Source organism: Sphingobium sp. VMM (assembly GCF_056790315.1).
Genome location: NZ_JBXGSI010000004.1, coordinates 37,972 through 60,739, shown reverse-complemented (window position 1 = coordinate 60,739; position 22,768 = coordinate 37,972). Strand labels below are relative to the sequence as shown.

The following is a 22,768-nucleotide window of genomic DNA, read 5'->3' as shown; positions in this document are numbered from 1 at the left end:
TTGACGGGCGTTGAACTGCCCGCCAGAACGGACAGAGTGAATGACGTCCGATCCAGACGAAGCAAGGGAATAGCCTTCATGAAGTTCCTCCTGATGGGCGCTGCCGCCACCGGCCTCGCGCTCGCCGCGACCGTGGCCTATGCCGACCAGCCCGCCACCACGACCGCCACTGCCCCGGCCGCCAAGCCGACCTATGGCACTTACGGCTTCGACACCGCCGGCATGGACAGCTCGGTCAAGCCCGGCGACGATTTCTATGAATATGCCAATGGCACCTGGCTGAAGAACACGCCGATCCCGGCGGACAAGTCCAACTATGGCGCCTTCACCGTGCTGGATGAACTGTCGCAGAAGCGCACCCGCGAGATATTGGACGGCGCCAAGACCGATCCGAACAGCAAGATCGGCGTCGCCTATGCGACCTATCTGGACTCGGCGACCGTCGAAGCGAAGGGCCTTGCCCCGATCAAGCCCTGGCTCGCCGAAATCGGCGCGGTCAAGGATCTGAAGGCCTATGCAGCCCTGTCCGGCAAGGCGGCCCGTGCCGGCGTGCGCGGCCCGTTCCGCTTCTATGTCGGCCAGGACGACAAGGATCCCGAAACCTATATCCTCTCGATGATGCAGGGTGGCCTGGGCCTGCCCGACCGCGACTATTATCTCGATCAGGGCGAGAAGATGGCGGCGGTCCGCACCGCCTATGTCGCCCATCTCGAACAGATGCTGACCCTGCTGGGCGAACCCAATGCCAAGGCGCGCGCCGCCGCGCTGATGGCGTTCGAGACCGAGATCACCAAGGTCCACTGGACCCAGGTCGACAGCCGCGACGCGGACAAGACCTATAACAAGATGACCCTCGCCGCGCTGCAGAAGGCCGCGCCCGGTTTCGACTTCGCCGCCTATTTCGGCGCCGTTGGTCTCAAGCCCACCGACCTGCTGGTCGCCCAGCCCTCCGCCGTCACCGGCGAAGCCGCGCTGATTGCCAAGGCGCCGATCGGCGTGCTGAAGGACAGCCTGCTGCTGCGTAGCGTCCACAGCTATGCCGACTATCTGCCCGACAACATCGCCAGCGCCGATTTCGCCTTTTTCGGTACCACCCTGTCGGGCACGCCCGAGCGCGAGGAACGTTGGAAGCGCGGCGTCACCTTCCTCAAGGAATCGCTGGGTGAGGAAGTCGGCAAGGTCTATGTCGCCAAATATTTCCCGCCCGAAACCAAGGCGGCGATGGACCAGCTGGTCAAGAATGTCCTGTCCGCTATGGGCCGCCGCATCGACGGCCTGCCGTGGATGAGCGACGAGGCCAAGGCCCGCGCCCACAAGAAACTGGCCGCCTTCACGCCCAAGATCGGCTATCCCGATCGCTGGCGCGACTATAGCGGCCTGACCATCAAATCGGGCGACCTGTTCGGCAATGCGATGCGCGCGAACCAGTTCGACTTCGACTATAATATCGGCAAGCTGGGCAAGCCCATCTATCGCTGGGAATGGGGCATGACCCCGATGGAGATCAACGCCTATGCCAATTTCGGCATGGTCGAGATCGTCTTCCCGGCCGCCATCCTACAGCCGCCCTTCTTTGACCCGAATGCCGATCCGGCGGTCAATTATGGCGGCATCGGCGCGGTGATCGGCCATGAACTCAGCCATCATTTCGACGACCAGGGCGCGAAATATGACGAGACCGGCAAGCTCAACCAGTGGTGGACCGATCAGGACGTCGCCAATTTCACGGCGCTGACCGCCAAGCTCGGCGCTCAATATGACGCCTATGAGCCCTTCCCCGGCGCGCATGTGAAGGGCGCCTTCACCATGGGCGAGAATATCGGCGATCTGGGCGGCCTGGCCGTCGCGCTCGACGCCTATCATGCCTCGCTGGGCGGCAAGGCCGCGCCGGTGATCGACGGCATGACCGGCGACCAGCGCTTCTTCCTGGGCTGGGCACAGGTGTGGCGCCGTAATTATCGCGAGGCCAATCTGCGCCAGCGCCTGGTCACCGATCCGCATGCGCCGTCGCAATATCGCGCCGACATCGTGCGCAATTTCGACGCCTGGTATGATGCGTTCAAGCCCGCGCCGGGCGGCAAGATCTATCTCGATCCCAAGGATCGGGTGAAGATCTGGTAAGCAGAATCGGGAAGGGCCGCTCATCGGGCGGCCCTTTTTCGTTGCGGCATGGAAATGAGGCCCACGACCGATCGTTTCCCCTTCGCGGCAGGCTGACCGGAACTTTTCCGCCATCTTTCTAATGCCACGCTTCATCCTGTCCGGACTTTTCCCCGGCCTGCTTTGTCCACAGCTTTGGGCGGTAGCAAAGCCAAGGAGAAGCATATGACGGGTCTCAACCTTTCGAACATCATCAAGACCGGTGTCGCGTCGGTCGCGCTGCTGGCAGCCTATTCCGTGTCGGCCCAGACGCCCGCTGCCCCCGCAGCATCGGCCCCCGCCGCCGGCGCCAGCAACTTCAGCGATGCCGACATCAAGCAGTTCGCGGCCGCCGCCGTCGAAGTTACCAAGATCCAGTCGGACAATGCGATTGCCGCCGCGGAAAAGCAGCCCAAGATGCTGGCCGCGCTGCAGTCGAAGGGCATTCCGCCCGAAAAGTTCAACGCCATCGGCCAGGCTGCGGCCGCCGACCCGGCCCTGCAGCAGCGGATTCAGGCTGCCGCCGGCACGCCGGCACCGGCCGCGCCCGCCAGCCCGGCGACCCCGGCTGATCCGGCAACCCCGCCGCAGCAATAAGCATATTTGCCACGGGAATGGCGGGTTCTCCCTTGCCCGCCATTCCCGCTCTGCGATCCGGTTCCCCAGATCGTTGAAAATAAAGGGGGTGACCATGGCGGCTTCGCCTGTCTATGGTCCCGGCCATGCATGAACAGGCCCTTGTAATCGCGCTGATCGGCATATTGGGCATCGGCGCCCAATGGATTGCCTGGCGCACCGGCTGGCCCGCCATCGCCCTGATGCTCGCCGCCGGGGTCATCGGTGGCCCGGTGACCGGCCTTATCGATCCCAAACTCACTTTTGGCGAACTGCTCGAACCCATGGTGTCGGTGGCGGTCGCCCTGATCCTGTTCGAAGGCGGGCTCAGCCTCAATTTCCGCGAACTGCGCAAGACCGACGGCGCCGTCACCCGGCTGGTGGTGCTGGGCGCGCCGATCGGATGGATATTGGGCGCGCTCGCCCTTTATTATGTCGCGGGCCTCGTCTGGCCGGTGGCGATCCTGTTTGCGGGCATTCTTGTGGTGACCGGGCCAACCGTGGTGCTGCCGCTGCTGCGCCAGTCCAACGTCGCCGCCCGGCCGCGCGCGATCCTCAAATGGGAAGCGATCGTCAACGATCCGGTCGGCGCGCTGCTCGGCCTTGCCACATACGAATATCTGCGTCGGTCGAGCGAGGGCAGCACGCTGGCGGCCGTCATTCTGTCGCTGGTCGCTGCCGCGATCATCGCCGGCCTGATCGGCTGGCTCGCCGCCCGCGCGATCGGCTGGGCGTTCCAGCGCGGCCATGTGCCGGAATATCTGAAAGCGCCAATCCTGCTGGTCGCCGTGATCGGCGTGTTCGTTCTCTCCAACCTCATCCAGGCGGAAACCGGCCTCGTCACCGTCACGGTGATGGGCGTGGCGCTCGCCAACATGAAATTCGATTCCCTGCGCGACATCCAACCGTTCAAGGAAAATGTCACCGTCCTGTTGATCTCGGGCGTGTTCGTGATCCTGTCGGCCTCGCTCGACCTTGATGTGCTGCGCCAGTTCGAATGGCGCTTCCTCGCCTATCTGCTGGTGCTGCTGTTCGTCGTCCGCCCGGCGACGGTGCTGCTCAGCCTCGCTTTCTCGCCGGTGCCCTGGAACGAACGGCTGCTGGTCGCCTGGATTGCGCCACGCGGTATCGTCGCGGTCGCCATTTCCGGCCTGTTCGCGCTGCGGCTCGATCGGCTGGGCTATGGCGATGGCGCGATCCTCGTCACCCTGTCCTTCTCGATTGTGGTTGCGACCATCCTGTTCCATGGCTTCTCGATCAAGCCGGTCGCCCGGCTGCTCAAGGTCACGGGCGCGCAGGACAAGGGCCTGCTGCTGGTCGGCGCCACGCCCTTCAGCCTCAGCCTTGCCGCCCAGCTGCGCCAGTTGGAGGTGCCGGTGATGATCGCCGACAATAGCTGGCAGCGTCTGGCCCCCGCCCGCCATGGCGGCATCCCGACCTATCATGGCGAGATATTGGCGGAGGCGACCGAGGAGCGGCTGGACCTGACCCAGTTCCAGGTGCTCGCCGCCACGTCGGAGAATGAGGCCTATAACGCGCTCGTCTGCAACGAGTTTGCGCCTGAAGTCGGCCGCGACAATGTCTATCAGCTGGGCGACGCCAGCGACGATCATGATCCGCGCGCGCTGCCGGAATCGCTGCGTGGCCGCGCCCTGTTCGATTCAGGCCTCGGCGTCGAGGAAATCATGATCCGCGAGGATGCCGGCTGGACCTTCCGCAAGACGCGGATCAGCGACCAGTTTGATTTCGAGGCGGCCAAGGCCGACCTGCCGGCCGATGCCGACATGCTCCTGCTGCTCCGCAAGAACGGCACGATGCGCTTCTTCACCCATGCGTCGCGACCGACGCCACAGCCGGGCGACACGATCCTGTCCTATGTGCCGCCCGCATCAAAGACCCGCAAGAAACCGGAAGGAGAGGAGGAATGAGGAGGCTCGCCCCCGCGCTGGCCCTGTGCGTCATGCTGGCGGCCTGTGATCGGCCCGCAGGCAATGCTGTTGATAACGTAGCCAACGCAGCCAATGCGTTGGGCAATGATATAGCCGCGAACGAGGCCGATAACGTCGCCGAGCCGGTCCGCTCGATCCTGCGCCCCGAAGTGGCCGAACCCGAAGCGCCGAAGATCGAACCGCTCGACGCTACCATCGCCTTTGGCACGTCCGGGCTGAAGCTGGACGATGCCGCCCGCGCCGCGCTCGATACGCTGGTCGAAACCCCGGCGATCAAGACCGGCGGGGCGATCACGTTGCGCGGCCATAGCGACAGCAAGGGCAATGACGGCGACAATCGCGTAGCCTCCCGCATCCGGGCCGAGGCGGTAGAGGCCTATCTGGTCGAAAAGGGCATCGCCAAGGATCGCATCAGCCTGATCGCGCTGGGCGAAACCAGGCCGGTCGCGCCCAATGCCAAGGAGGATGGCAGCGACGATCCTGAAGGTCGCGCGAAGAATCGCCGGGTCGACATCCATGTCGCGGTGCCCACGGTCGTGGTGCCTACGGCAGCCGTGCTACCCAGCATCTCGCCGGTGGATCGCAAGGACAAGCCATAGCCTTGGCCGCCGATCGGGCGTAGGGGACGCCGATGACCTCTCCTGTCTGGCACCCCTTCACCCAGCACGGCCTCAACGAGCCTATTCCCCATGTCATCCGGGCAGAGGGCGCGATCCTGCATCTGGCCGATGGCAGCAGTCTGATCGATGGCATTTCCAGTTGGTGGGTGACGACCCATGGCCATTGCCATCCGCGCATCGCCGCGGCCATCGCGCGCCAGGCTGGGCAGCTCGATCAGCTGATCTTCGCGGGCTATACCCATGAACCGGCCGAGGCAGTGGCGCGCGGCCTGGTCGATCTCATGCCACAGACGCCGGGCCGCGATCCCCTCGCCCATGTCTTCTTTTCCGACAGCGGATCGACCGCGGTGGAAGTGGCGCTCAAGATGGCGCTTGGCTATTGGCATAATCGCGCGCTCGACGGGCTGGGCGAGGCGCGCAGCCGCATCCTGGTGCTGGAACATAGCTATCATGGCGATACGATCGGGGCGATGTCGATCGGTGAGCGCGGTGTCTATAATGCCGCCTGGACGCCCCTGCTGTTCGATGTCGGCACTGTCCCTTTCCCGCATCCCGGTCGCGAGCAGGAGACGCTTGCCGCACTGGAGACGGCCTGCGCCGATCACCCGGCCGCCTTCATCGTCGAACCCCTGATCCTGGGAGCCGGTGGGATGCTGATCTATCCGCCGCATGTGCTGCGGGCGATGGCCGATATCTGCGCGCGCCACGATGTGCTGTTCATCGCGGACGAGGTGATGACCGGCTGGGGCCGCACCGGCACGCTGTTCGCCTGCGAGCAAGCGGGCGTGGTGCCCGACATCATGGCTGTGGCCAAGGGGATTACCGGCGGCGCCATTCCGCTTGCCGCGACGCTGGCGACCCCGCGCATCTTCGAGGCGCATCGCTCGACCGACCGGGCGCGCCTCTTCTACCATTCGTCCAGTTACACCGCGAACGCGATCGCCTGCGCTGCTGCTGCCGAAAATCTCGCCATCTGGGCCGAAGAGGATGTGCGTGGACGGATTGCGGCGCTGGCGCAGGGCATCGCCGATCGGCTGGCCTTGCTGGCCGGCCACCCCGCCTTCGCCAACCCGCGCCAGATCGGCACGATCATGGCGATCGACCTGGTTGCGGCCGACGCTGGCTATCTGTCAGATCTCGCGCCGCGCCTGCGTGCCTTCTTCCTGGAACGCGGCCTCTTGCTAAGGCCGCTCGGCAACACCATCTACCTCATGCCGCCCTATTGCATCGATACGCAGCAGCTCGATGCCGTCTTCGCGGCCCTCGTCGCAGCCGGTGATTATTTCGGTTCTGCGTCCTGACTTCCATTTTCCACGTTTTGGCGCTATGGCGGCGCGATTTTTCGATTCTGGGATATTATGGCCAAAGAAGAACTGCTTGAAATGCGCGGACAGGTTGTGGAGCTTCTCCCCAACGCCATGTTCCGCGTGCGCCTTGAGAATGATCATGAAATTCTCGGCCACACCGCTGGCAAGATGCGCAAGAACCGCATCCGCGTGCTGGTCGGTGACGAAGTGCTGGTCGAACTGACCCCCTACGACCTGACCAAGGGTCGGATCACCTACCGCTTCAAATAAGCCGCATTTTCGATGCGACTCATTCTAGCTTCGGCTTCCCCCAGACGGCGTGACCTTCTGGGGCAGATTGGCGTGCTTCCTGATGCCGTCGATCCTGCGGACATTGACGAAACCCCGCGCAAGACCGAATTGCCGGCCGCCTATGCTGCGCGTGTCGCCGCCGAAAAGGGCGCGCTGGTCGCTGCCCGTCATCCCGGCGCGCTGATCCTGTCGGGCGACACGGTGGTGGCCGCCGGCCGCCGCATTCTGCCCAAGGCGGAAAGCGAGGCGGAGGTCCGCGCCTGTCTCGACCTGCTGTCGGGGCGCCGGCACCGCGTCTACAGCGCCATCACCCTGATCGACGCTGCGGGCGTGGCACGGCATCGCCTGTCGACCAGCATCGTCATCTTCAAGCGGCTGGAGCGCAGCGAGATCGACCGCTATATTGCCAGCGGCGAAGGGCTGGGCAAGGCGGGTGGCTACGCCATTCAGGGCCGTGCCGCGGGCCTCATCCGCAGCATCCAGGGCAGCCATAGCGCGATCATGGGCCTGCCGCTTTACGAAACCCGCACGCTGCTTGAGGCAGCGGGCTATCCACTGGACCGTCGGGATTTCGAGTGAAATGGTACATTTCACGGCTCGGAAATCACGACAAGTAGGTAACTGAACGATGGCCGAATGGCTCTATGAAGAAGGCATTGGCGAGGCCCGTGCCGCGCTGATCGAAAAAGGGCGCATCGTCGAGGCGCTGATCGAGCGCGAGGGCGAGGTCGCCCGTGCAGGTGCCATCCTTCAGGGCCGTCTGGTCCAGACCATCATTCCGCGCAAGCGCGGCGTGGTGCGCCTGATCTCGGGCGAGGAAGTGCTGATCGAGCCGATCCCGCCCAAGGTGGCCGAGGGCGCCAATGTGCTGGTCGAAATCTTCCGCGAGGCGATCGCCGAGGAAGGGCGGGGCAAGCACGCCAAGGGCCGCATCGCCCAGCCCGGTTCCAAGGTGCATCCGGGGCCCAGCCTGCTGCAGCGGCTGCGCGCCACCGATGTCGCCATCCGCCCCTGTCCCGCCCATGAGGAGGACCGGCTCGAAGCCCTTGGCTGGAGCGAACTGATGGAAGAGGCGGTCAGCGGCGAAGTCGGCGCCGAGGATGCGGCGCTGCGCATCTTCCTGACCCCCGCGATGATCCTGATCGACATCGACGGCAGCCTGCCGCCGGCCCAGCTCGGCCCCAAGGGCGCGAAGCTGTCGGCCCAGGCGATCCGCCGCATGGGGCTGGCTGGCTCGATCGGCATCGACCTGCCGACCATGAACAACAAGGACGAGCGCATCGTCGCGGCCGCGCAGATCGACAAATATCTGCCGCTGCCGTTCGAGCGGACGGCGGTCAACGGCTTCGGCTTCGTCCAGATCATCCGCCGTCGCGAACGCGCCAATCTGATGGAACTGCTGCGCGAGGATCCGGTGCTGACCGCCGCGCTGGCGCTGCTGCGCCGTGCCGAACGGCATGGTACGGGCGGCGCAGCGACGATCACCGCCGCGCCGGCGATCATCGACCTGCTGCACAAGCGTGCCGACTGGATCGAACAGCTCGCCCGCCGTCGGGGTGGCGAGGTCACGCTGCGCGCCGATTCCGCGCTGTCGCTGGCGGCCGGTCATGTCGCTTAAGGCCGGCGCCTGCCCGGTTTGCGGCCAGCCGGCACAGCCGGAAACCCGCCCCTTCTGCGGCAAGGGATGCCGCGATCGCGACCTGCTGCAATGGCTGGGCGAGGGCTATCGCGTGCCCGGCATGCCGGGCGACGAAGCCCTGCAAAAAAATGATAATTATGGGCTGGACAGCGAGCCGGATTGACGCCTATAGGCACGCCTCCATCCGGCGGTCACCTCCGCCGAGACCCGATGCCCGGGTAGCTCAGTTGGTAGAGCATGCGATTGAAAATCGCAGTGTCGGCGGTTCGAATCCGTCCCCGGGCACCATTTGTTCTTTTTTCCTTATCCAGCAGCATCCAGAGCCGTCCAGAAAATGGCGGAAAACGTGGGTTTTTGACTAACCCATCGTCCCCCTACGTCCCCGGGGGTGCACTGGCAGCCACCCCTCGGTGATGGTATTTTGATGGTATTCCGAAAAATACCATCATGGAGATACCATCATGGCGCTCACCGTCACGGCAATAAACGCTGCAAAATCAAAGGATAAGCCTTATAAACTGGCCGATGGTCTCGGGTTGTATCTCCTCGTCGCGCCAACTGGCGGTCGCCTCTGGCGAATGAACTATCGGTTTCTCGGTCAGCAGAAGACGCTTTCCCTGGGCAGCTACCCAGAAGTGTCTCTCGCGAAGGCTCGCGAGAAGAGAACAGCAGCGCGGGAAGCGCTGGCAGATGGACAAGACCCGATCGAAGTTCGGAAGGCCAAGGTTCGCGAGGCGAAGGCGAAATCGGAAGAGACCTTCAAGGCGATAGCGGATGAATGGCTTGCCCGCCTCGAAATCGAGGGGCGCGCGCCCAAGACGCTCCAGAAGATGCGCTGGCTGCTCGACCTTGCCTATCCGCTCATTGGCAGTCGGCCTATCGCAGACCTGACTGCACCCGAACTGCTGGAAGTCCTCCGCACTGTTGAGATTCGCGGGCGGTATGAGACGGCAAACCGCCTCCGCAGCACCTTCGGCACGATCTTTCGCTACGCGATCGTCACCGGCCGGGCGCAGCGAGACGTAGCCGTTGATCTTCGCGGTGCGCTGATAATGCCGAAGCCGCAACACCGAGCGGCAATCCTCGAGCCCCAGGCGCTTGGTGGCCTCCTTCGCGCGGTCGATGCCCATGACGGCCAACCCACCGTGCGAATCGCTCTAAAGATGCTTCCACATATGTTTCCACGTCCCGGCGAACTGCGGATGGCTGAGTGGAAGGAATTCGATTTCGAGGCGGCCGTGTGGACCATACCGGCGGCGAAGACGAAAATGCGTCGGCCACATAAGGTGCCGCTCACGCAGCAGGTCTTGGGCATGCTGGCGGAACTGGAGCCGATTACCGGCGGTGGCAAATATCTTTTCCCTAGTGTTAGGTCTGCTGATCGGCCGATTACTGATAACACCCTCAATGCCGCGCTGCGACGGCTGGGATTCGGAAAAGACGAAGTGACGGCACATGGGTTTCGGGCGACCGCCAGCACACTTCTGAATGAAATGGGCAAGTGGCATCCGGACGCCATCGAGCGTCAGTTGGCCCACGTCGAATCCAATGATGTTCGACGAGCCTATGCGCGTGGCACTCATTGGGACGAGCGCGTCAGGATGATGCGGCACTGGTCCAATTATCTGGATGGGTTGCAAACAGGTGCGAAGATTCTGAAGGGAAATTTCAAGCAAGGATGAGAGGCGACTCGCGCCATTTGGTGCGGAAGAGGCGCGTTAATCATTTCTCGCCTCCTCTGTTTTTCATCATACTCTGCTGACGATTGAAGAACGACCAGCCTTGGGACATTCCTGCCGTTCGGCACCACGAAAAGTAATGTCCGGTTGCGCTGACAGCGGCCAGTCGTAGATCCGCTAAAGCCCTCTCCGGGTCGTGTGATCAAACATAGCTTAGGAACTCCTCATGAGGTCGCCGCGCGACGGTCCATCGGCCCGCGCCCTCAGGTCTGGAGCGCTCCTCGCAGACCGTGAGGAACAGACGGAGCTTAGCGCGGGATATGCCAACGAAGAACGCCGAACGCTCGTCCGCCTGCTTGCCCCAGAAGGTTTCCTCCTCGACGCCAAGCATGAACACCGTGTCGAATTCGAGTCCCTTGCTCTTGTGGATCGACATGATGCGTACCGCACGATCCCCCGAGAAGGACGAGAGCGCTGTGGCTGGGTCTACCCCGCCGCATAGCAACTCGTGCGCGCGATCCACGGTTTCAACGATGCAGGTCGCCAGCATGTCGCCCTGCGCATATGTCGAGGACATCGCTACGATGGCTTCGCTGCCGACCGCGGCAAGCAGCGTATCCACCAGCTTTTCGAGATCAGGCTTGTGTGACAGATCGATCTTGCCGGTCGCGATCGCCTTGCGCGTCTCGCCGAGCAGCCGGTTCCACTTCGAGCGCAGCTGATACTCGCGTTCCTCGTCGACGCCTTGGTTGAAAACGACGAGATCCAGCAGGCGGCGATGCGCTGCCGGCTGCCGGGGACTGCTTGTGACCAGAAGAAAGTCCACGATAAGGCGCGCCGCCGGCTCCGAAGCCAAATTTTGGGTTGCGTCCTCTTCCCGATAGGCAATGCCGCAGGCGTCGAAGGCCGCAATCAGCTTTTGGCAATATAGTTGCTGCTGTTTGCTGACGAGGATAGCGATTTCCGACAGGGAAACGCCGTCATCATCAGCGAGCTGCTGAACCCGGGCCGCGATGCCTTCGGCCTCTTCTTCGTCGTCCGCGAAATTGAGGATGGCGATCGACCCTTCGTTCCCGACGATGTCGGCATCGTCCAAGGCGGCGAGCGGGTCCATCACCCGCACCATTGCATTCTGCATTCGCCGCAGGGTGGGTGCGGAACGGAAATTCTGGTAGAGATTGAGCGGGTGTGCAGTGAAGTCGTCCGCGAACGTCTGGAAAATGCCTTCGAGCGCGCCAGCCCAGCCCATGATACTCTGCTTGGTATCGCCAACGGCGGTCAGCAGGCATGTGGATCCGCCGAAGCAGGCGGTAATGAGCGCATATTGATCGGCTGTGCAGTCTTGGAACTCGTCCAGAAAGACATGGCTGTAGGTCTGCCGAACGGCGTTGCGGGCGATACGGCTATTCTCGATGATCGTCTGGGCGAGCGGCACCATGTCGGCGAAGGTGATCGATGTTCGCTGAACGCGCCGCTGGCCGATCGAATAATCCGGGTCGAGCGCATTCGCGCCCTTTAGCACCGGGCGGAATTGGTCGATCAGACGCTTCGCGAAGGCATGAAACGTATAGCTGTCTAGCCGCGCCCCAAGATCGGCTCCGCAGCGCCGCCGGACTCGTGCTCGCAGATTCTGGGCCGCGTCGACCTTGAAGGAGATGGCGAGGATGCGGCGCGGATAGCGGCAGGTCGCGGTGCGCAGCAGGAAGTCGGCGCGCTGGGCGAGCATCTCGGTCTTGCCGGCGCCGGGACCCGCGGTGAGCGCGAGATTGCGAGCCGTCTCCTTCGCCGCATCGAGCGCATTCGGCTCCAGGACCAGCCCATCGGATGGCGCCCAGCGCCCGATGGGAATCATTCCGGCAATTCCGCGAGCTTCTCCTCGATGCGGTCGAACATTCGGTCGAGAACCTCGGGCATGCTTTCGAGCAGCGCGTCGTCGTCGAGTTTGGCCATCGCCCGGATGTGCCAACTCGGCTTGCTGCCGAGCTTGAAACGTTCCTGATACGCCCCGAACAGTTGCTGCTGGGCATCGTCATATTGACCGCCGAGCGCGTCGTGTGACTTGCCGAGCACGGCGTCGATCGTGCCGTCGTCTGGATCCTCGAGTTCGGCATCGGTCAGGCCATAGGCGTCGGGAAACGCCTCGATCATCATGAAGTCGAGGTCGAGCGGAGAGGAAAAGAACACCGCATTCTTTTCCAGCGTGGCGATCCAGCCATCGTCGTTGAGCATCAGGCCTTGCTTGCTGTCCCACTTGGGAATCGCGTCCGCACCTTCCTCATCGAAGTCCACCGGGTCTTCCTGGAATCGCAGCAGCTGCTTCGCCGCGTATTTGATCCGGCCCCAGCCACCCTGGTGGCGCGCGAGGTCGAGATCTAGCAACGTTACGAATGGAATGCCGAGATCGCTCAGCAGGCGCCAGAAATGGTTCACGTGCCGTCCACCCAGCGGAACGACCGAGATCGAGGCATCGTCGGCCAGGATACCACGCGCCGCGAGCAAACGTGGCAACACCACCTCCTCGCTGTCTCCCTCGCCTAGGATCAGCAGTCTCGCGAAGTAGAGCTCGGGAAAGGCTTGGATCGCTTCACGGACATATTTGTGCGCTTCGGCCCCGCTTGGCATAGTGATCCGGGACACCGTAGTGCGCCGCTCCTCGTCGAGGCGCAGGTAGCGGATGCTCTCCGGTTCGACGCGGCGCAGCAGCGAGGGAGCATGGGTCGCGATGACGGCTTGTGCATCGCCGTCTTCCGCGAACTCGCTCAGCGTCCGTAGAACGCGACCAAGATAGTGCGGGGACAGGCTGTTCTCGGGCTCTTCGACCGCAACGAGTGTGAAAAGCGGTGGGCGCAGCTTGTCGATGTCGAATGCATTGGTGTCGCCGGCAAGCACTGCATTGCCGATGGCCCGCATCGCGAGAACGAGCGTAATGTACAGCAGGGATTGCTGACCGTCGCTTAGTCGGGAGAAGTCGACCTGCGGCGTATCGTGACCGGGCGCGAAGCTCAGGCTGAGATGCCGCAGCAAATTTTCGATTTCGCTCTGAGCGAACGACAGAGTCGGATTGGCGTAAAATTTTCCCTTGTGAAGCGATTCCCAGAGCTTGGTGACCTCATCACCGATCCCCTTAACCGACGCGTTGCCGACGAGCGCTGCGCTGATCTGCTCCGTGAGAGCCGAGATCGTCTGGCGCTCCGCCGACCAGTTGGCGGCACGAAGTGCGCGGCCGAGCAAAGCGTTGGCGGCGTAAGAGATATGGTCTGCGGGATTGCGCCGAGCTGGCAGGTAATGGACCTGCACCGCGGCCCGGTCCTGCTTGGAAACCCTGCCTTGGACGGTTGGAACTCCATCATCGTCGACCTGCGTCACATGGGTGAAGCTTTCTTCGATGTCCCCGTCCTCGTCGAGGCTGGCTTGGAGGCGGAAGCGAATTCGAACCGACGCGTCGTCTGTTTCCATCTGGAGATGGGAGAAGTTGCCTGCGACGGCCGGCATTGTGCCGTCCTCTGCCTCATCGGCACCGGCATCGGCTAACTCGGGGAACTCGAAGTCGGCCTCAATCCACAGATCTCGCGTCGAAGGTGCGTCCTCCGGGTCTTCATCCGATGAGATGTGAAAATCCGACGTGCGGATCTTACGCTGCGCGGGGTCGAGACTGAACATTCTTCCGAGCGCCTGCAAGACCGCCGTCTTGCCTGAGCCATTAGGGCCCAAAATGAAGGTCGTATTTGCGAGCGAAATTTTCGTCGCTTCTGGTCCGAAGCAGCGGAAATTCGACAGTCTTAACTCCACCAACTTCACGACAATCCCCTTTATCCAATCCGATGTCGCGCACTCTTATGCACGCGATCCTAGCACTCAGGCCGTATCGGCAACATCCTATTAAATGCTTGATTTCCAACGGTTAATCGGAACGATGTTGTCGTCTGGTGTCTTTTCCACTGGCAGCGCAAGGCCAGAGACGTGCTCGAACATCTCGGCCTGCAAACCCGAGGCATCGACCATGCGGGTCAGTGAACCGGGAAATGCTGCCTCGAGGGCCTGCAAAGCCTTGGGCAGGAGTTCGGGCATCTCTGTGGGGATCTGATCGTCGAAGCGCTCAGCGCGCCTTTGGCCGGTCTTGCTAAGATGGATGTAGCCGGTCCGATACTGATCCGGAGAGATCATCCTAAGGTCATAGGCTCGCCGCAGTATCGCAGCGGCTGATACCTTCCAGCGGAGTTTCAGCGAGAATATGGCCGACCAGTCTAGGAGGCGGCTGCGCGGAAACTCATGGATGAACGAAGAGCGGGGCAACAGGAAGGCGCTGGCAAACCGGTTTGCCTGATCCTCCGTTACCTTATCGCCGGTTTGAATGCCTCGATGCATGATGAGGTGCCCGGCCTCATGCGCCAAGTCGAAACGCAGCCTGCAGGCGGCAGGCTTCGCCTCGCTGCGGATGATCATTGGCCGAACACAATCTATTGAAAGAGCGTCCACCCGTTCGGACACACCACTGAAGAAGCTGACCACGGCCCCAGCATTTTCCACAACCCGCATCATGCTCGAGATCGGACCGGTTCCGAGCCGCCAATGCTCACGCGCATGATCGGCCGCGGCTTCAATCTCGGCCGCGCTGGCCACCGGAATATCGGGGAAAGACACGGTCGGAAGATCGAGTTCGTGGTCTAGCCTGCTAACGAAACCGTCAAGCAGGGTACCGCGCGCCAGCACCTGGCTGACGACGGACACGGGTGTCGTGCGCTGCTTACGGAAGTGACACTGCTCCGGACTAATCCCCGCCGATGCCGGGATCGCGAAGAAATGCTCCGCAATGCCGAGAGCTGCCGCGAGCGCGGCGTGCATCTCGTCGGTGGGTACCTTCAGCCCTTGCTCGAGCTGGTTAAGATACTGGCGTGTGGCGCTGACCCGCGCACCCAATTGGTCGAGCGTCAAGCCCAGCGCCACTCGAGCGAGGCGCAAGCGCTCCCCGTGGAAAGCGGAAATGACCATTTCATTCCTTGCCGTTTGAACGGCGTTACTCGCCTGTTTTCGTCTTACGATCGCGCACGCCCACGCTGGGGGCATCGAGCTCAACAGACTCGGTCGCTGGCATACCGATGCCACCAGTGAATGCGTCCAAACCGAGAGGCACGTTCCAGTTCAGCACAGCCGTCTCACCGCGCAGGCCGACGAACTTGACGGCGAGAGCGCTGCCATCGACATCGGTCTCAACCGCAAAGCGGTAAGCGAGATCGTGACCCTCATCGCGCTCATCGAACGAGAAGCCAAGCTGGTCCAGCTCGCTCAGGCTCTGATGAAGGGTACGGGCGGTTGGCTCTTCCGCCTCACCGCGATAAATGCGAACCGGCACCTCGCCGATCGTGAAGATCAGACGGCGGGAGCGATCGATCACGGTCAGCCAGGGAAAGCGCTGGCCGTCGAAGGCCGTGAGGATACGGTATCGAGCGAACTGGGATGCACGGCACCCCAAGGTCCAGCCATCGTCACCAATGTCGGAATCGAAAAGTTCGACAGCCAAACGCCGAGCCTCGAGGATCATCTGCCCGACCGCAACGAGGCGCTCTTCGGTCAAATCCTTGTGATAGTCCCAAGGAAAGGTCTTGGTCATGTCGGTCGGCCCTCGTCATCTTTTCAAAGGCACTATGGGCTAATTGATAAATCTGTCAACTAGCAGCAATTCTGTAAACCAGCCGATTGACGCTTTGGTATGGTCCGATGCGGCATCAGCGCCAAAAGCCTAGGCGACGATCAATGTTCTCCAAAAGATTGCACAGGTCGGTGGCAGGTTCTGACATAAGTTGCTGTTCATGACATACGCTCTAAACGGCTAAAATGGGTCGGCAGATGTCTCAACGTCGCCGCAACCATAGTGGCTGACCAAGCCAGACACCGGCAGCCATCAATTATATCTCGCAGGGTTCGCCGCCGAGAGCTTATGTGAGGAATGGCATAAAATTATGTTATGCGAACCAGCTCATAAAATCGTTTTTTTGCAAATAAAATAAGTGAAACTATGCGATTTTTTTTCGCAACCGGCCGGCGCGCGATGAATTGCCATTTGGCAGCATATCATCTATTTCGTTCTATATGGCTATACTGCAACCCGTCGAGACAGCCCCTGCCCCCTTCCGGCAGGAACCCATCACTCAGGAGGAAGGTCGCGCGATGTTCCGCGCCGCCCTCAGCCTGTTCGCCAAATGGGGCGTCACCGATGAGCAGGCTGCCATTCTTACCGACATGCCCGTGCGCAGCTTTCGTCGCTGGAAGGCAGACGGGCCGGGGCGCATTTCACGCGATGGGCTTGCCCGACTTTCCAATCTCATGGGCATCCATAAGGCTCTCCGCATCCTCTTTCAGGAGCCGCAGCGGGGCTATAGCTGGGTGAAGGCGAACAATACTGCCTTTGAGGGCGCCAGCGCCCTTGATGTCATGCTGGGCGGTGAACTGACGGACTTGATGCGTGTGCGGCGTTATCTTGATGCGGAACGCGGCGGCTGGTGACCCTGGCTAACGAACCGCCAATCTGCAGAGTGGAATGGGACGGCGCAGTGCGGATCATCCGCAGTGTCTACCCGCCCATCGACCTGTTTGAGGATATCGCCGATCCGGCGGATTGGCCTCTGTTGCTGTCGGCCGAGCAGAAGACCAACCCGCGTATCAGGGCATCGATCGGGAATCTCGACCTTGTGCCTCCTGAGCGACGGGTGGGTGGGAACGGAGCTTCCTATCTGATGGCGTCCTTCACCCATGTCAGTGTCGACCGTCCCAGCCGGTTTTCTGATGGGAGCTATGGCGTCCTCTATGTCGCCGATCGCTATGAAACCGCCCTGTTCGAGACGATTCATCATCATGCCCGGTTCATGGCGCGCACGGCTGAATCGCCCGGTTGGACCTCTCAGTTTCGGGAAATCATCCTGACGGTTCGCGCGAACCTTCATGATCTGCGCGGCCAGGGCGATCAGTTCGCTGCTTGCCTCGATCCGGATGATTATGCGGCCGCCCAGTTGCTGGGGGCTGCCCTGCGCAAGGCTGATTCTGACGGGATAGCCTATCCGAGCGTACGGCAAGCTGGGGGAGAATGTGTCGGGCTCCTCTACCCCGACTGTGCCTCCAGTCCTGTCCAGGGCAGGCATCTCGACTATCATTGGGACGGTAAACGGGTCGATCTGGTCAGGGATGCTGGGAGCGGCGCGGTTTTCCGGGTGGTGGAAGAATGACAAAGGGATCGTTGGCATCATGACGTTCTCTGCTGACGGTCGTCACGAGCGCGCAGCGGAGGCGCTAAGCAACCATCCTGATTATCGGGTCCTGCGCCGGTTGATGCCTGTGACGGCTTTCCATGATGCTGATCCACGGGCGCCGAGCAGGATTGGCGTTGCGGTTGACGTAGAAACGACCGGCCTCGATCGAGAAACCGACAGGATCATCGAACTGGCGGTCCAGCGTTTTCGGTTCGATAGCCTGGGGCGCGTAATTCAGGTCGGCGTGTCTCGGGTCTGGCGTGAGGATCCGGGCATTCCGATCGACCCCAGGATCACCAAATTGACCGGGCTTACGGCGGATGACCTCGCTGGTCAGGTCATAGACGAGGCGGCGGCCGTCGAGATCCTTTCGTCCGCCGACATCATCGTCGCGCATAATGCGGCGTTCGACAGGCCGTTCATTGACCGCCGGCTGCCTGGCATCGCCGGCAAGCCCTGGGCCTGCTCCATGGCGGAACTGGATTGGCTTGAGCTTGGCTTCGATGGCCGCGCCCTTGCTCACCTCGTCTCGCAGTGCGGTTGGTTCTATGAAGGCCATCGCGCCGAGAATGATATCCTCGCACTCATCTATCTGCTGGCTCATGGTCTGCGGGACGGCGAAACCATCCTTGCCAAGCTCATCGCCTGTTCGGAAAAACCAACCTATCGTGTCAATGCGATTGATGCGCCCTTTGACGCGAAGGACCGGCTGAAGGCGCGGGGATATCGATGGGATTCGGTCCTGCGCTTCTGGTGGAAGGCGATCGCGGAGGCCGACAAGGACGCAGAGGAGGCCTGGCTGCTGAGCGACGTCTATGTCGGGCACGGCGGCCCGGCCTTCCTTACTGTCACTGCGATGGAGCGCCATCGCTAGCCAATTTCCAAGGCTCTTCGGTTTCAAGCACGCGCATGAGGCCGGCGCGCAAGCTTCATCTGCTGGTCAAGCGTTGGAGGCTGTCATAGCGGACCAAGGTCGCTCTCCCGACCTTCACGATCTCGATATCACCCGCCTGGATAGCCCAGCGAACCGGCCGCACCCGTGATGATTGCACATTGTCCTTCAAGAGCCCGCACGACACTCTCCTTTGATTCTGGATTTTGCTATTTGTCGTCCCGGCCAGAAAAGGCGCCGATCTGCAGGTTGCGATCGTCGGGCATGGGCACGCTGCCCAGGCCATCGGGGAATATGGCGAGCGCGATTTCAGCAATGTTCTGGAATTCCCGAAGCAGGGCTATCTTACCGTCCTTCTCGACGACCATGATGCTCGAAAGCTGGTGCACGCGGCGACCGGTGCGCGCCGACGTTGCGATGAACTCATATTCCCCGACTGCCACGTTCCCGCTTGCGCAGGTGACGCGGAGGTTCTCGAAATGAAGGTCCGGGTAGATATGCGCGAGATGACTGAAGGTCTTCGCGAGCGCCTCATGGCCTTCAAACCGCCAGGGCATGTCGAATGTGGCAAAATAGGGCGCTTCCAGCACGCCATCCTTGGCGAAGAGCGAAAGGATCGTTTCCGCGTCGTGCGGCCCATCAACATAGGAACGCAGCAGGTCTGTTGCCGAACTCATGATCTTCTCCAGTGTCACTTGGCACTGGAGTTTGATGGCAGATCAAGTAATATCACGCCAATCACAATTGAATATCGGCAACATCATGCAGCGTGATATTAAGAGCTTGGACCTCAACCTGCTCAAGGTCCTGCACGCGTTGATCGAGGAACGGAGCGTAACAAAGGCGGCAAGCCGGGTCGGTCTGACGCAGCCAGCCGTAAGCGGTATCCTGCTTCGGCTGCGGGAAAGCTTCGGGGATCTCTCAGGGCGACCTGGTGGTCGCAATGCAATGGCCATCGCATGCGCTGGCTTCGTCGGTCCAAAGCCCCCTCCAGACCGCTCGCGACCTCATCACCGCCAGCGGCCTGGAATTCTGGACCAGCGGCACCCTGAACCAGCCCAACATCCTGAATGCCGGCAGCGAAGAGAAGGATGTCACGATCCTATCTGGCATTTTCTCGCTCAAGGGACGCGCGGCAGCAATTTTGACGGACCAGTTGCCGCCGCTGATGCATCTTGCCACCGAGGGCCAGGAACTGGGCCCCCAGCTGAAGATGGCGCTCGAGTTCATTCATCTCGAGAGCCAAGGGACACGCCAAGGATACATGGCCGTGGCGACTCGGTTGATGGACCTGCTCTTCATCCAGATTCTGCGGTCGGCCATGTCCCAGCCCGGCGTGCCGATCGGCCTGCTGGCCGGTCTTGGCGATCCGAGTATCAGCCGAGCCCTAGCGGCCATTCACGCAAAACCTGCGACGGACTGGACGGTCGCCGCCCTGTCCCGCGAGGCATATCTGTCGCGTACCACCTTTGCAGAACGCTTCAAGCAGGTGGTCGGCATTACGCCGATCCAATATGTCACCCGATGGCGCATGACGATCGCGGAGGACCTGCTTGCGAGATCCGACATGACCATCGAGCAGATCCGCACCCGTCTCGGCTATGGGAGCAGCTTCGTGTTCGCCCGTGCTTTCCGAGCCCATACAGGGGCCGCCCCACGCGAATACCGGCTGTCACGCCGGTCCGCCGGCGAAACGGATGAGCTCTCCTGATAGGCCGTTAGCTCATTGCTGGAAGGGGAGATCGTTGCGGGAGACAGTCAGCAGCAGGATAATCGGCACTGCAAGCACGCCGAGGGCAATTGCTGCGATCGTTCCGAGGCTGACCGAAGAGACAAGCGCGGCCCCCAATAGTGCTGGGCCAAGTGCTGCCCCGACGCTGGTGGCTGCCGTTATCAGCCCGTAGATCGATCCGAAGGCTCGCACGCCGAAGGCCCGCGAGGCCAGGTAGGCTGTTACCGCATATTCCGATCCGAGGCCGAAGCCCAGGAACGCCGCCGAGAGAATCAAGGCGGGACTACTGGTGCTGACCGCCATGATGGCAAAGGCCATCATCCCGATAAGTGTGATGCCGATCGTGATCAGCGGGGCAAACCAGCGGTCGAGCAGCAAGCCAAGTGCCAGGCGGCCAACGAACATGGCGATCCCGATCACTGACATGATCGACGCTGCTGTAGCAGGATCAGCGCCATGCATTCTCAGGATCACGGGGAACACGACCGCAGTCCCGCCCAAGACGGCGGTCAGCACCAGGAAGATCGCGCAAAGCTTCCAGAAGCGGGATGTCCGCAAGGCTTCGCCCAGGAGCAGGCGCGCCGAAGAGGATGATCGAGCGCACGCCGAAGCGGTCGCTGGCCATTCCTGCAAGTGGCGCCATGACCGCGGCTGCGAGGAGGCCGGGCCCTACCGCCGCTGCTACGACCGGTCCGGACCATCCCGTGTCCGCCAGGATCTCCGGGAGGAAGACGCCAAAGGTATAGTAAGGAACCGCGGCATTTCCGGCGAAGATGCAGAGGCTGGCACCCAGCAGCACGAGCCAGGCCCGTCCTGGCCGTAGACTGCGCTTTTCCGACTGCGTCTGGATCGCCGCGTTATCGACCGTCATCGGACTCTCCCTGTCGCGGCGTCTTCGAACAGCGGGCCGCTATCGCCTTGAGCCGGGATAGAGGACGCGGGACAGGGGAGAAGTCGTATAGCGTTCGAATTTGCGCGTTCGGCCGGCCGGCAAGCTGGTAGTCGATGAACAGCGTTTCGGAAAGACGACCGATTTCCTCGAACTGTGTGCCGTCGAGGAGCGTCCCAGCGTTCTTCCAGGCGAAATACGCCTCGCTGGTGCGCAGGAATGTGCCTTGGAAAAGAAGGCTTTCCCGCGCGGACCGATACCAGTTTCGTCGTGCGGGTGCACCATCACCCTCGACCATGTCATGCAGGCTGAGAAGGATCAGACGGGCCTCGGCGGGACCAGCCTGATTGACGAGTTCGCGATAGGCGCCGATCGCGGGAAGCATCGTGAAGAAGAAGCTCTCGATCTGAGTGGGTTCGAGCGCTGTCTCGTTGCGGACGTTGAAGATCTGCGGGAGAGTCTGACTTGTCGACTTGTGTGGCCGCCCATCGACAAACCCGACATACCCCTGAAATCCGAGGCGACCGAACTCGATCCCGGTTTCCTTGCGCGGGTGGATCGTTATGTCTGCGTCAATCTGCGCTGCCCGCGAACGGACACGCGGATTTGGCACGATAACGATGGTACCGGGCTCCGATGGCGCCATCTCGAACTCGCGCGCGAAGATGATCCGATAGCGAGCGTCTGCCTCAGCCAACTAGACCTCCCGCAGCGTCGCGTGTTTTTTTGCGTGGCCTGGCGGTGAACGGCTTCATTGGTCAGTGTCCTGCGACGTCAGTCGATCGCTGTAGAAGGCCCAGCGCTCCTTCAGAGCAGCCCTGTTCGGGCCTGAGGTAGCGTTTACGCTCAGTTTCCTTCCGTCGAACAGGTCATACCCGGCAAGCTTGGCGTCCTGATGTATCGCTACTTCCAGCGTCACCGGGTCGATGCCAAGAAGACCAAGATCAAAAAGTGTGTGCAGGTCACTGCGTAGAAGAAGGCCATTGGTCTCGCTGTTGTCACTGGACCGAGCGTACGGACTGACATGCGCAGCCTCAACCAAGCCGGGGAATTCGCAGCCACTGATCTGACATCGGGCGCCATAGCGATCAATCAGGCGCTTTCTAAATCGGGCCTGACCGCGGCGCAGCGCAATTGCCCTGAGGACACGACGCCGCTCCTCGATGATCGAGTTCGCGCTTCCATTACCTTCAGTACCGGTTGCTTCGGGGGCTAGGCGGCGTACGTGATTTCGAACGATCGGCACGATTTCCGGTTGAGACAGCAGGATGAGTTCCAAGCGCGCCAGATCGATTTCCTTGATCGACATCTGATCACTGGGGCGGATGACGGCATCGTTGAGTACCCCGAGGGTCACTTCGGAAGGACACGCCTTGAAGGTCTTTCCGTAGTGGGCCTCGAATGTCGCGACCTGAACCGTTTCCTCGGCCGCCCGTTCGAAGAAGTGCGCGTTCGTGCAGCGCCATCGAGGAGATTGTGTCGTGCGCGCCTTGATATTGACCGTGCCGCATTCGGGGCAACGCTGGCGGACCTTCGACCCTTGGCCCTCGACGATCGCTTCAATCGTTCCGATGCCAAGGACAGAAGTGCCCGATCGGATGACCGCTACATCGCCACTGGCAACGTTTCGATGATTGGCGACGTCGCTGTCGTAGCGGTAGATCGCAGAGGGATCGTCTTCGTATCCCGTATTCCCGCCATATTGCCTGACACCTTCGACGGCGAGTAGCGACCATGCTTTTGGCGAGGTCACGCGGAGCGTTCCTGATCATGAC

At 61.8% G+C, this 22,768-nt stretch carries 23 protein-coding genes, 1 tRNA gene and 1 pseudogene; 16 read left to right on the top strand and 9 right to left on the bottom strand.

What is annotated here, in order from left to right; all coding sequences use genetic code 11:
- Positions 1–78: 78 nt before the first annotated feature.
- The 11 genes from ACUCV3_RS06695 to ACUCV3_RS06645 all read left to right on the top strand — a co-directional run bounded on the left by ACUCV3_RS06695 (position 79) and on the right by ACUCV3_RS06645 (position 10,242).
- Entirely contained in the window at positions 79–2,121 is a 2,043-nt protein-coding gene (locus tag ACUCV3_RS06695; protein ID WP_482240462.1) for a M13 family metallopeptidase, read from the top strand.
- A gap of 204 nt (positions 2,122–2,325) precedes the next feature.
- Positions 2,326–2,736, top strand: coding sequence for a DUF4168 domain-containing protein (locus tag ACUCV3_RS06690; protein WP_004208769.1), 411 nt, complete (start codon positions 2,326–2,328; stop codon positions 2,734–2,736).
- Positions 2,737–2,849: 113 nt separating this feature from the next.
- Complete coding sequence (locus ACUCV3_RS06685) at positions 2,850–4,682, top strand: cation:proton antiporter (protein ID WP_010339535.1); 1,833 nt, start codon at positions 2,850–2,852, stop codon at positions 4,680–4,682.
- Positions 4,679–5,302: an OmpA family protein gene (locus ACUCV3_RS06680; RefSeq protein WP_010339536.1), complete on the top strand. Its 624-nt coding sequence runs from the start codon at positions 4,679–4,681 to the stop codon at positions 5,300–5,302. The genes ACUCV3_RS06685 and ACUCV3_RS06680 overlap by 4 nt, the downstream gene beginning before the upstream one ends.
- Before the next feature lie 32 nt (positions 5,303–5,334).
- On the top strand, positions 5,335–6,624 hold the full coding sequence (locus tag ACUCV3_RS06675; RefSeq protein WP_010339537.1) for an adenosylmethionine--8-amino-7-oxononanoate transaminase: 1,290 nt from the start codon (positions 5,335–5,337) through the stop codon (positions 6,622–6,624).
- Between the two features lie 57 nt (positions 6,625–6,681).
- A complete protein-coding gene (infA, locus tag ACUCV3_RS06670; RefSeq protein WP_003049127.1) occupies positions 6,682–6,900 on the top strand; it encodes a translation initiation factor IF-1 in 219 nt (72 codons plus the stop codon).
- A 12-nt stretch (positions 6,901–6,912) separates the two neighbouring features.
- Positions 6,913–7,500: a Maf family protein gene (locus ACUCV3_RS06665; RefSeq protein WP_029547990.1), complete on the top strand. Its 588-nt coding sequence runs from the start codon at positions 6,913–6,915 to the stop codon at positions 7,498–7,500.
- A 49-nt stretch (positions 7,501–7,549) separates the two neighbouring features.
- A complete protein-coding gene (locus ACUCV3_RS06660) occupies positions 7,550–8,539 on the top strand; it encodes a ribonuclease (RefSeq protein ID WP_185704735.1) in 990 nt (329 codons plus the stop codon).
- Positions 8,529–8,723, top strand: coding sequence for a DNA gyrase inhibitor YacG (locus ACUCV3_RS06655; protein ID WP_010339540.1), 195 nt, complete (start codon positions 8,529–8,531; stop codon positions 8,721–8,723). The genes ACUCV3_RS06660 and ACUCV3_RS06655 overlap by 11 nt, the downstream gene beginning before the upstream one ends.
- A gap of 49 nt (positions 8,724–8,772) precedes the next feature.
- Positions 8,773–8,848 (top strand) — tRNA-Phe (locus tag ACUCV3_RS06650).
- 173 nt (positions 8,849–9,021) lie between these two features.
- Positions 9,022–10,242: a tyrosine-type recombinase/integrase gene (locus tag ACUCV3_RS06645; RefSeq protein WP_482240461.1), complete on the top strand. Its 1,221-nt coding sequence runs from the start codon at positions 9,022–9,024 to the stop codon at positions 10,240–10,242.
- A 199-nt stretch (positions 10,243–10,441) separates the two neighbouring features.
- On the opposite strand, the gene ACUCV3_RS06640 is transcribed toward ACUCV3_RS06645, so the two are convergent.
- The 4 genes from ACUCV3_RS06640 to ACUCV3_RS06625 all read right to left on the bottom strand — a co-directional run bounded on the left by ACUCV3_RS06640 (position 10,442) and on the right by ACUCV3_RS06625 (position 15,847).
- Positions 10,442–12,091, bottom strand: coding sequence for a UvrD-helicase domain-containing protein (locus ACUCV3_RS06640; RefSeq protein ID WP_482240460.1), 1,650 nt, complete (start codon positions 12,089–12,091; stop codon positions 10,442–10,444).
- Positions 12,088–14,037, bottom strand: a complete 1,950-nt coding sequence (locus tag ACUCV3_RS06635; protein ID WP_482240459.1) for an ATP-dependent nuclease — start codon at positions 14,035–14,037, stop codon at positions 12,088–12,090. Before ACUCV3_RS06635 ends, ACUCV3_RS06640 begins: the two co-directional genes overlap by 4 nt.
- An 81-nt stretch (positions 14,038–14,118) precedes the next feature.
- Positions 14,119–15,228: a helix-turn-helix domain-containing protein gene (locus ACUCV3_RS06630; RefSeq protein ID WP_482240458.1), complete on the bottom strand. Its 1,110-nt coding sequence runs from the start codon at positions 15,226–15,228 to the stop codon at positions 14,119–14,121.
- A gap of 25 nt (positions 15,229–15,253) precedes the next feature.
- Positions 15,254–15,847 carry a hypothetical protein gene (locus tag ACUCV3_RS06625; RefSeq protein WP_048938674.1) on the bottom strand — a complete coding sequence of 198 codons (594 nt, stop codon included), beginning with the start codon at positions 15,845–15,847 and terminating at the stop codon, positions 15,254–15,256.
- Positions 15,848–16,326: 479 nt separating this feature from the next.
- Between ACUCV3_RS06625 and ACUCV3_RS06620 the strand changes: the two genes are divergently transcribed.
- The 3 genes from ACUCV3_RS06620 to ACUCV3_RS06610 are packed head-to-tail and all read left to right on the top strand — an operon-like array spanning position 16,327 to position 18,354.
- Positions 16,327–16,740 carry an MbcA/ParS/Xre antitoxin family protein gene (locus ACUCV3_RS06620; protein ID WP_482240530.1) on the top strand — a complete coding sequence of 138 codons (414 nt, stop codon included), beginning with the start codon at positions 16,327–16,329 and terminating at the stop codon, positions 16,738–16,740.
- Positions 16,741–16,787: 47 nt separating this feature from the next.
- Positions 16,788–17,456, top strand: coding sequence for an RES family NAD+ phosphorylase (locus ACUCV3_RS06615; RefSeq protein ID WP_482240529.1), 669 nt, complete (start codon positions 16,788–16,790; stop codon positions 17,454–17,456).
- Positions 17,416–18,354 carry a 3'-5' exonuclease gene (locus ACUCV3_RS06610; protein WP_482240457.1) on the top strand — a complete coding sequence of 313 codons (939 nt, stop codon included), beginning with the start codon at positions 17,416–17,418 and terminating at the stop codon, positions 18,352–18,354. The genes ACUCV3_RS06615 and ACUCV3_RS06610 overlap by 41 nt, the downstream gene beginning before the upstream one ends.
- A 227-nt stretch (positions 18,355–18,581) precedes the next feature.
- Here ACUCV3_RS06610 and ACUCV3_RS06605 read toward each other — a convergent pair whose 3' ends face one another.
- Positions 18,582–19,067, bottom strand: coding sequence for a nuclear transport factor 2 family protein (locus tag ACUCV3_RS06605; RefSeq protein ID WP_482240456.1), 486 nt, complete (start codon positions 19,065–19,067; stop codon positions 18,582–18,584).
- On the opposite strand from ACUCV3_RS06605, the pseudogene ACUCV3_RS06600 reads away from it, so the two are divergent.
- Positions 19,048–19,278 (top strand): annotated as a pseudogene (locus ACUCV3_RS06600) (LysR family transcriptional regulator); the annotation flags it as partial. The gene ACUCV3_RS06605 and the pseudogene ACUCV3_RS06600 overlap by 20 nt on opposite strands.
- Positions 19,279–19,315: 37 nt before the next feature.
- Entirely contained in the window at positions 19,316–20,083 is a 768-nt protein-coding gene (locus tag ACUCV3_RS06595; protein WP_482240528.1) for a helix-turn-helix domain-containing protein, read from the top strand.
- A gap of 12 nt (positions 20,084–20,095) precedes the next feature.
- On the opposite strand, the gene ACUCV3_RS06590 is transcribed toward ACUCV3_RS06595, so the two are convergent.
- The 4 genes from ACUCV3_RS06590 to ACUCV3_RS06575 are packed head-to-tail and all read right to left on the bottom strand — an operon-like array spanning position 20,096 to position 22,746.
- Complete coding sequence (locus tag ACUCV3_RS06590; RefSeq protein ID WP_482240455.1) at positions 20,096–20,662, bottom strand: MFS transporter; 567 nt, start codon at positions 20,660–20,662, stop codon at positions 20,096–20,098.
- Positions 20,553–20,975: a hypothetical protein gene (locus ACUCV3_RS06585; RefSeq protein WP_482240454.1), complete on the bottom strand. Its 423-nt coding sequence runs from the start codon at positions 20,973–20,975 to the stop codon at positions 20,553–20,555. Before ACUCV3_RS06585 ends, ACUCV3_RS06590 begins: the two co-directional genes overlap by 110 nt.
- Positions 20,962–21,690 carry a hypothetical protein gene (locus ACUCV3_RS06580; RefSeq protein WP_482240453.1) on the bottom strand — a complete coding sequence of 243 codons (729 nt, stop codon included), beginning with the start codon at positions 21,688–21,690 and terminating at the stop codon, positions 20,962–20,964. The genes ACUCV3_RS06585 and ACUCV3_RS06580 overlap by 14 nt, the downstream gene beginning before the upstream one ends.
- A 54-nt stretch (positions 21,691–21,744) precedes the next feature.
- On the bottom strand, positions 21,745–22,746 hold the full coding sequence (locus tag ACUCV3_RS06575; RefSeq protein ID WP_482240452.1) for an HNH endonuclease: 1,002 nt from the start codon (positions 22,744–22,746) through the stop codon (positions 21,745–21,747).
- Positions 22,747–22,768: the final 22 nt, after the last annotated feature.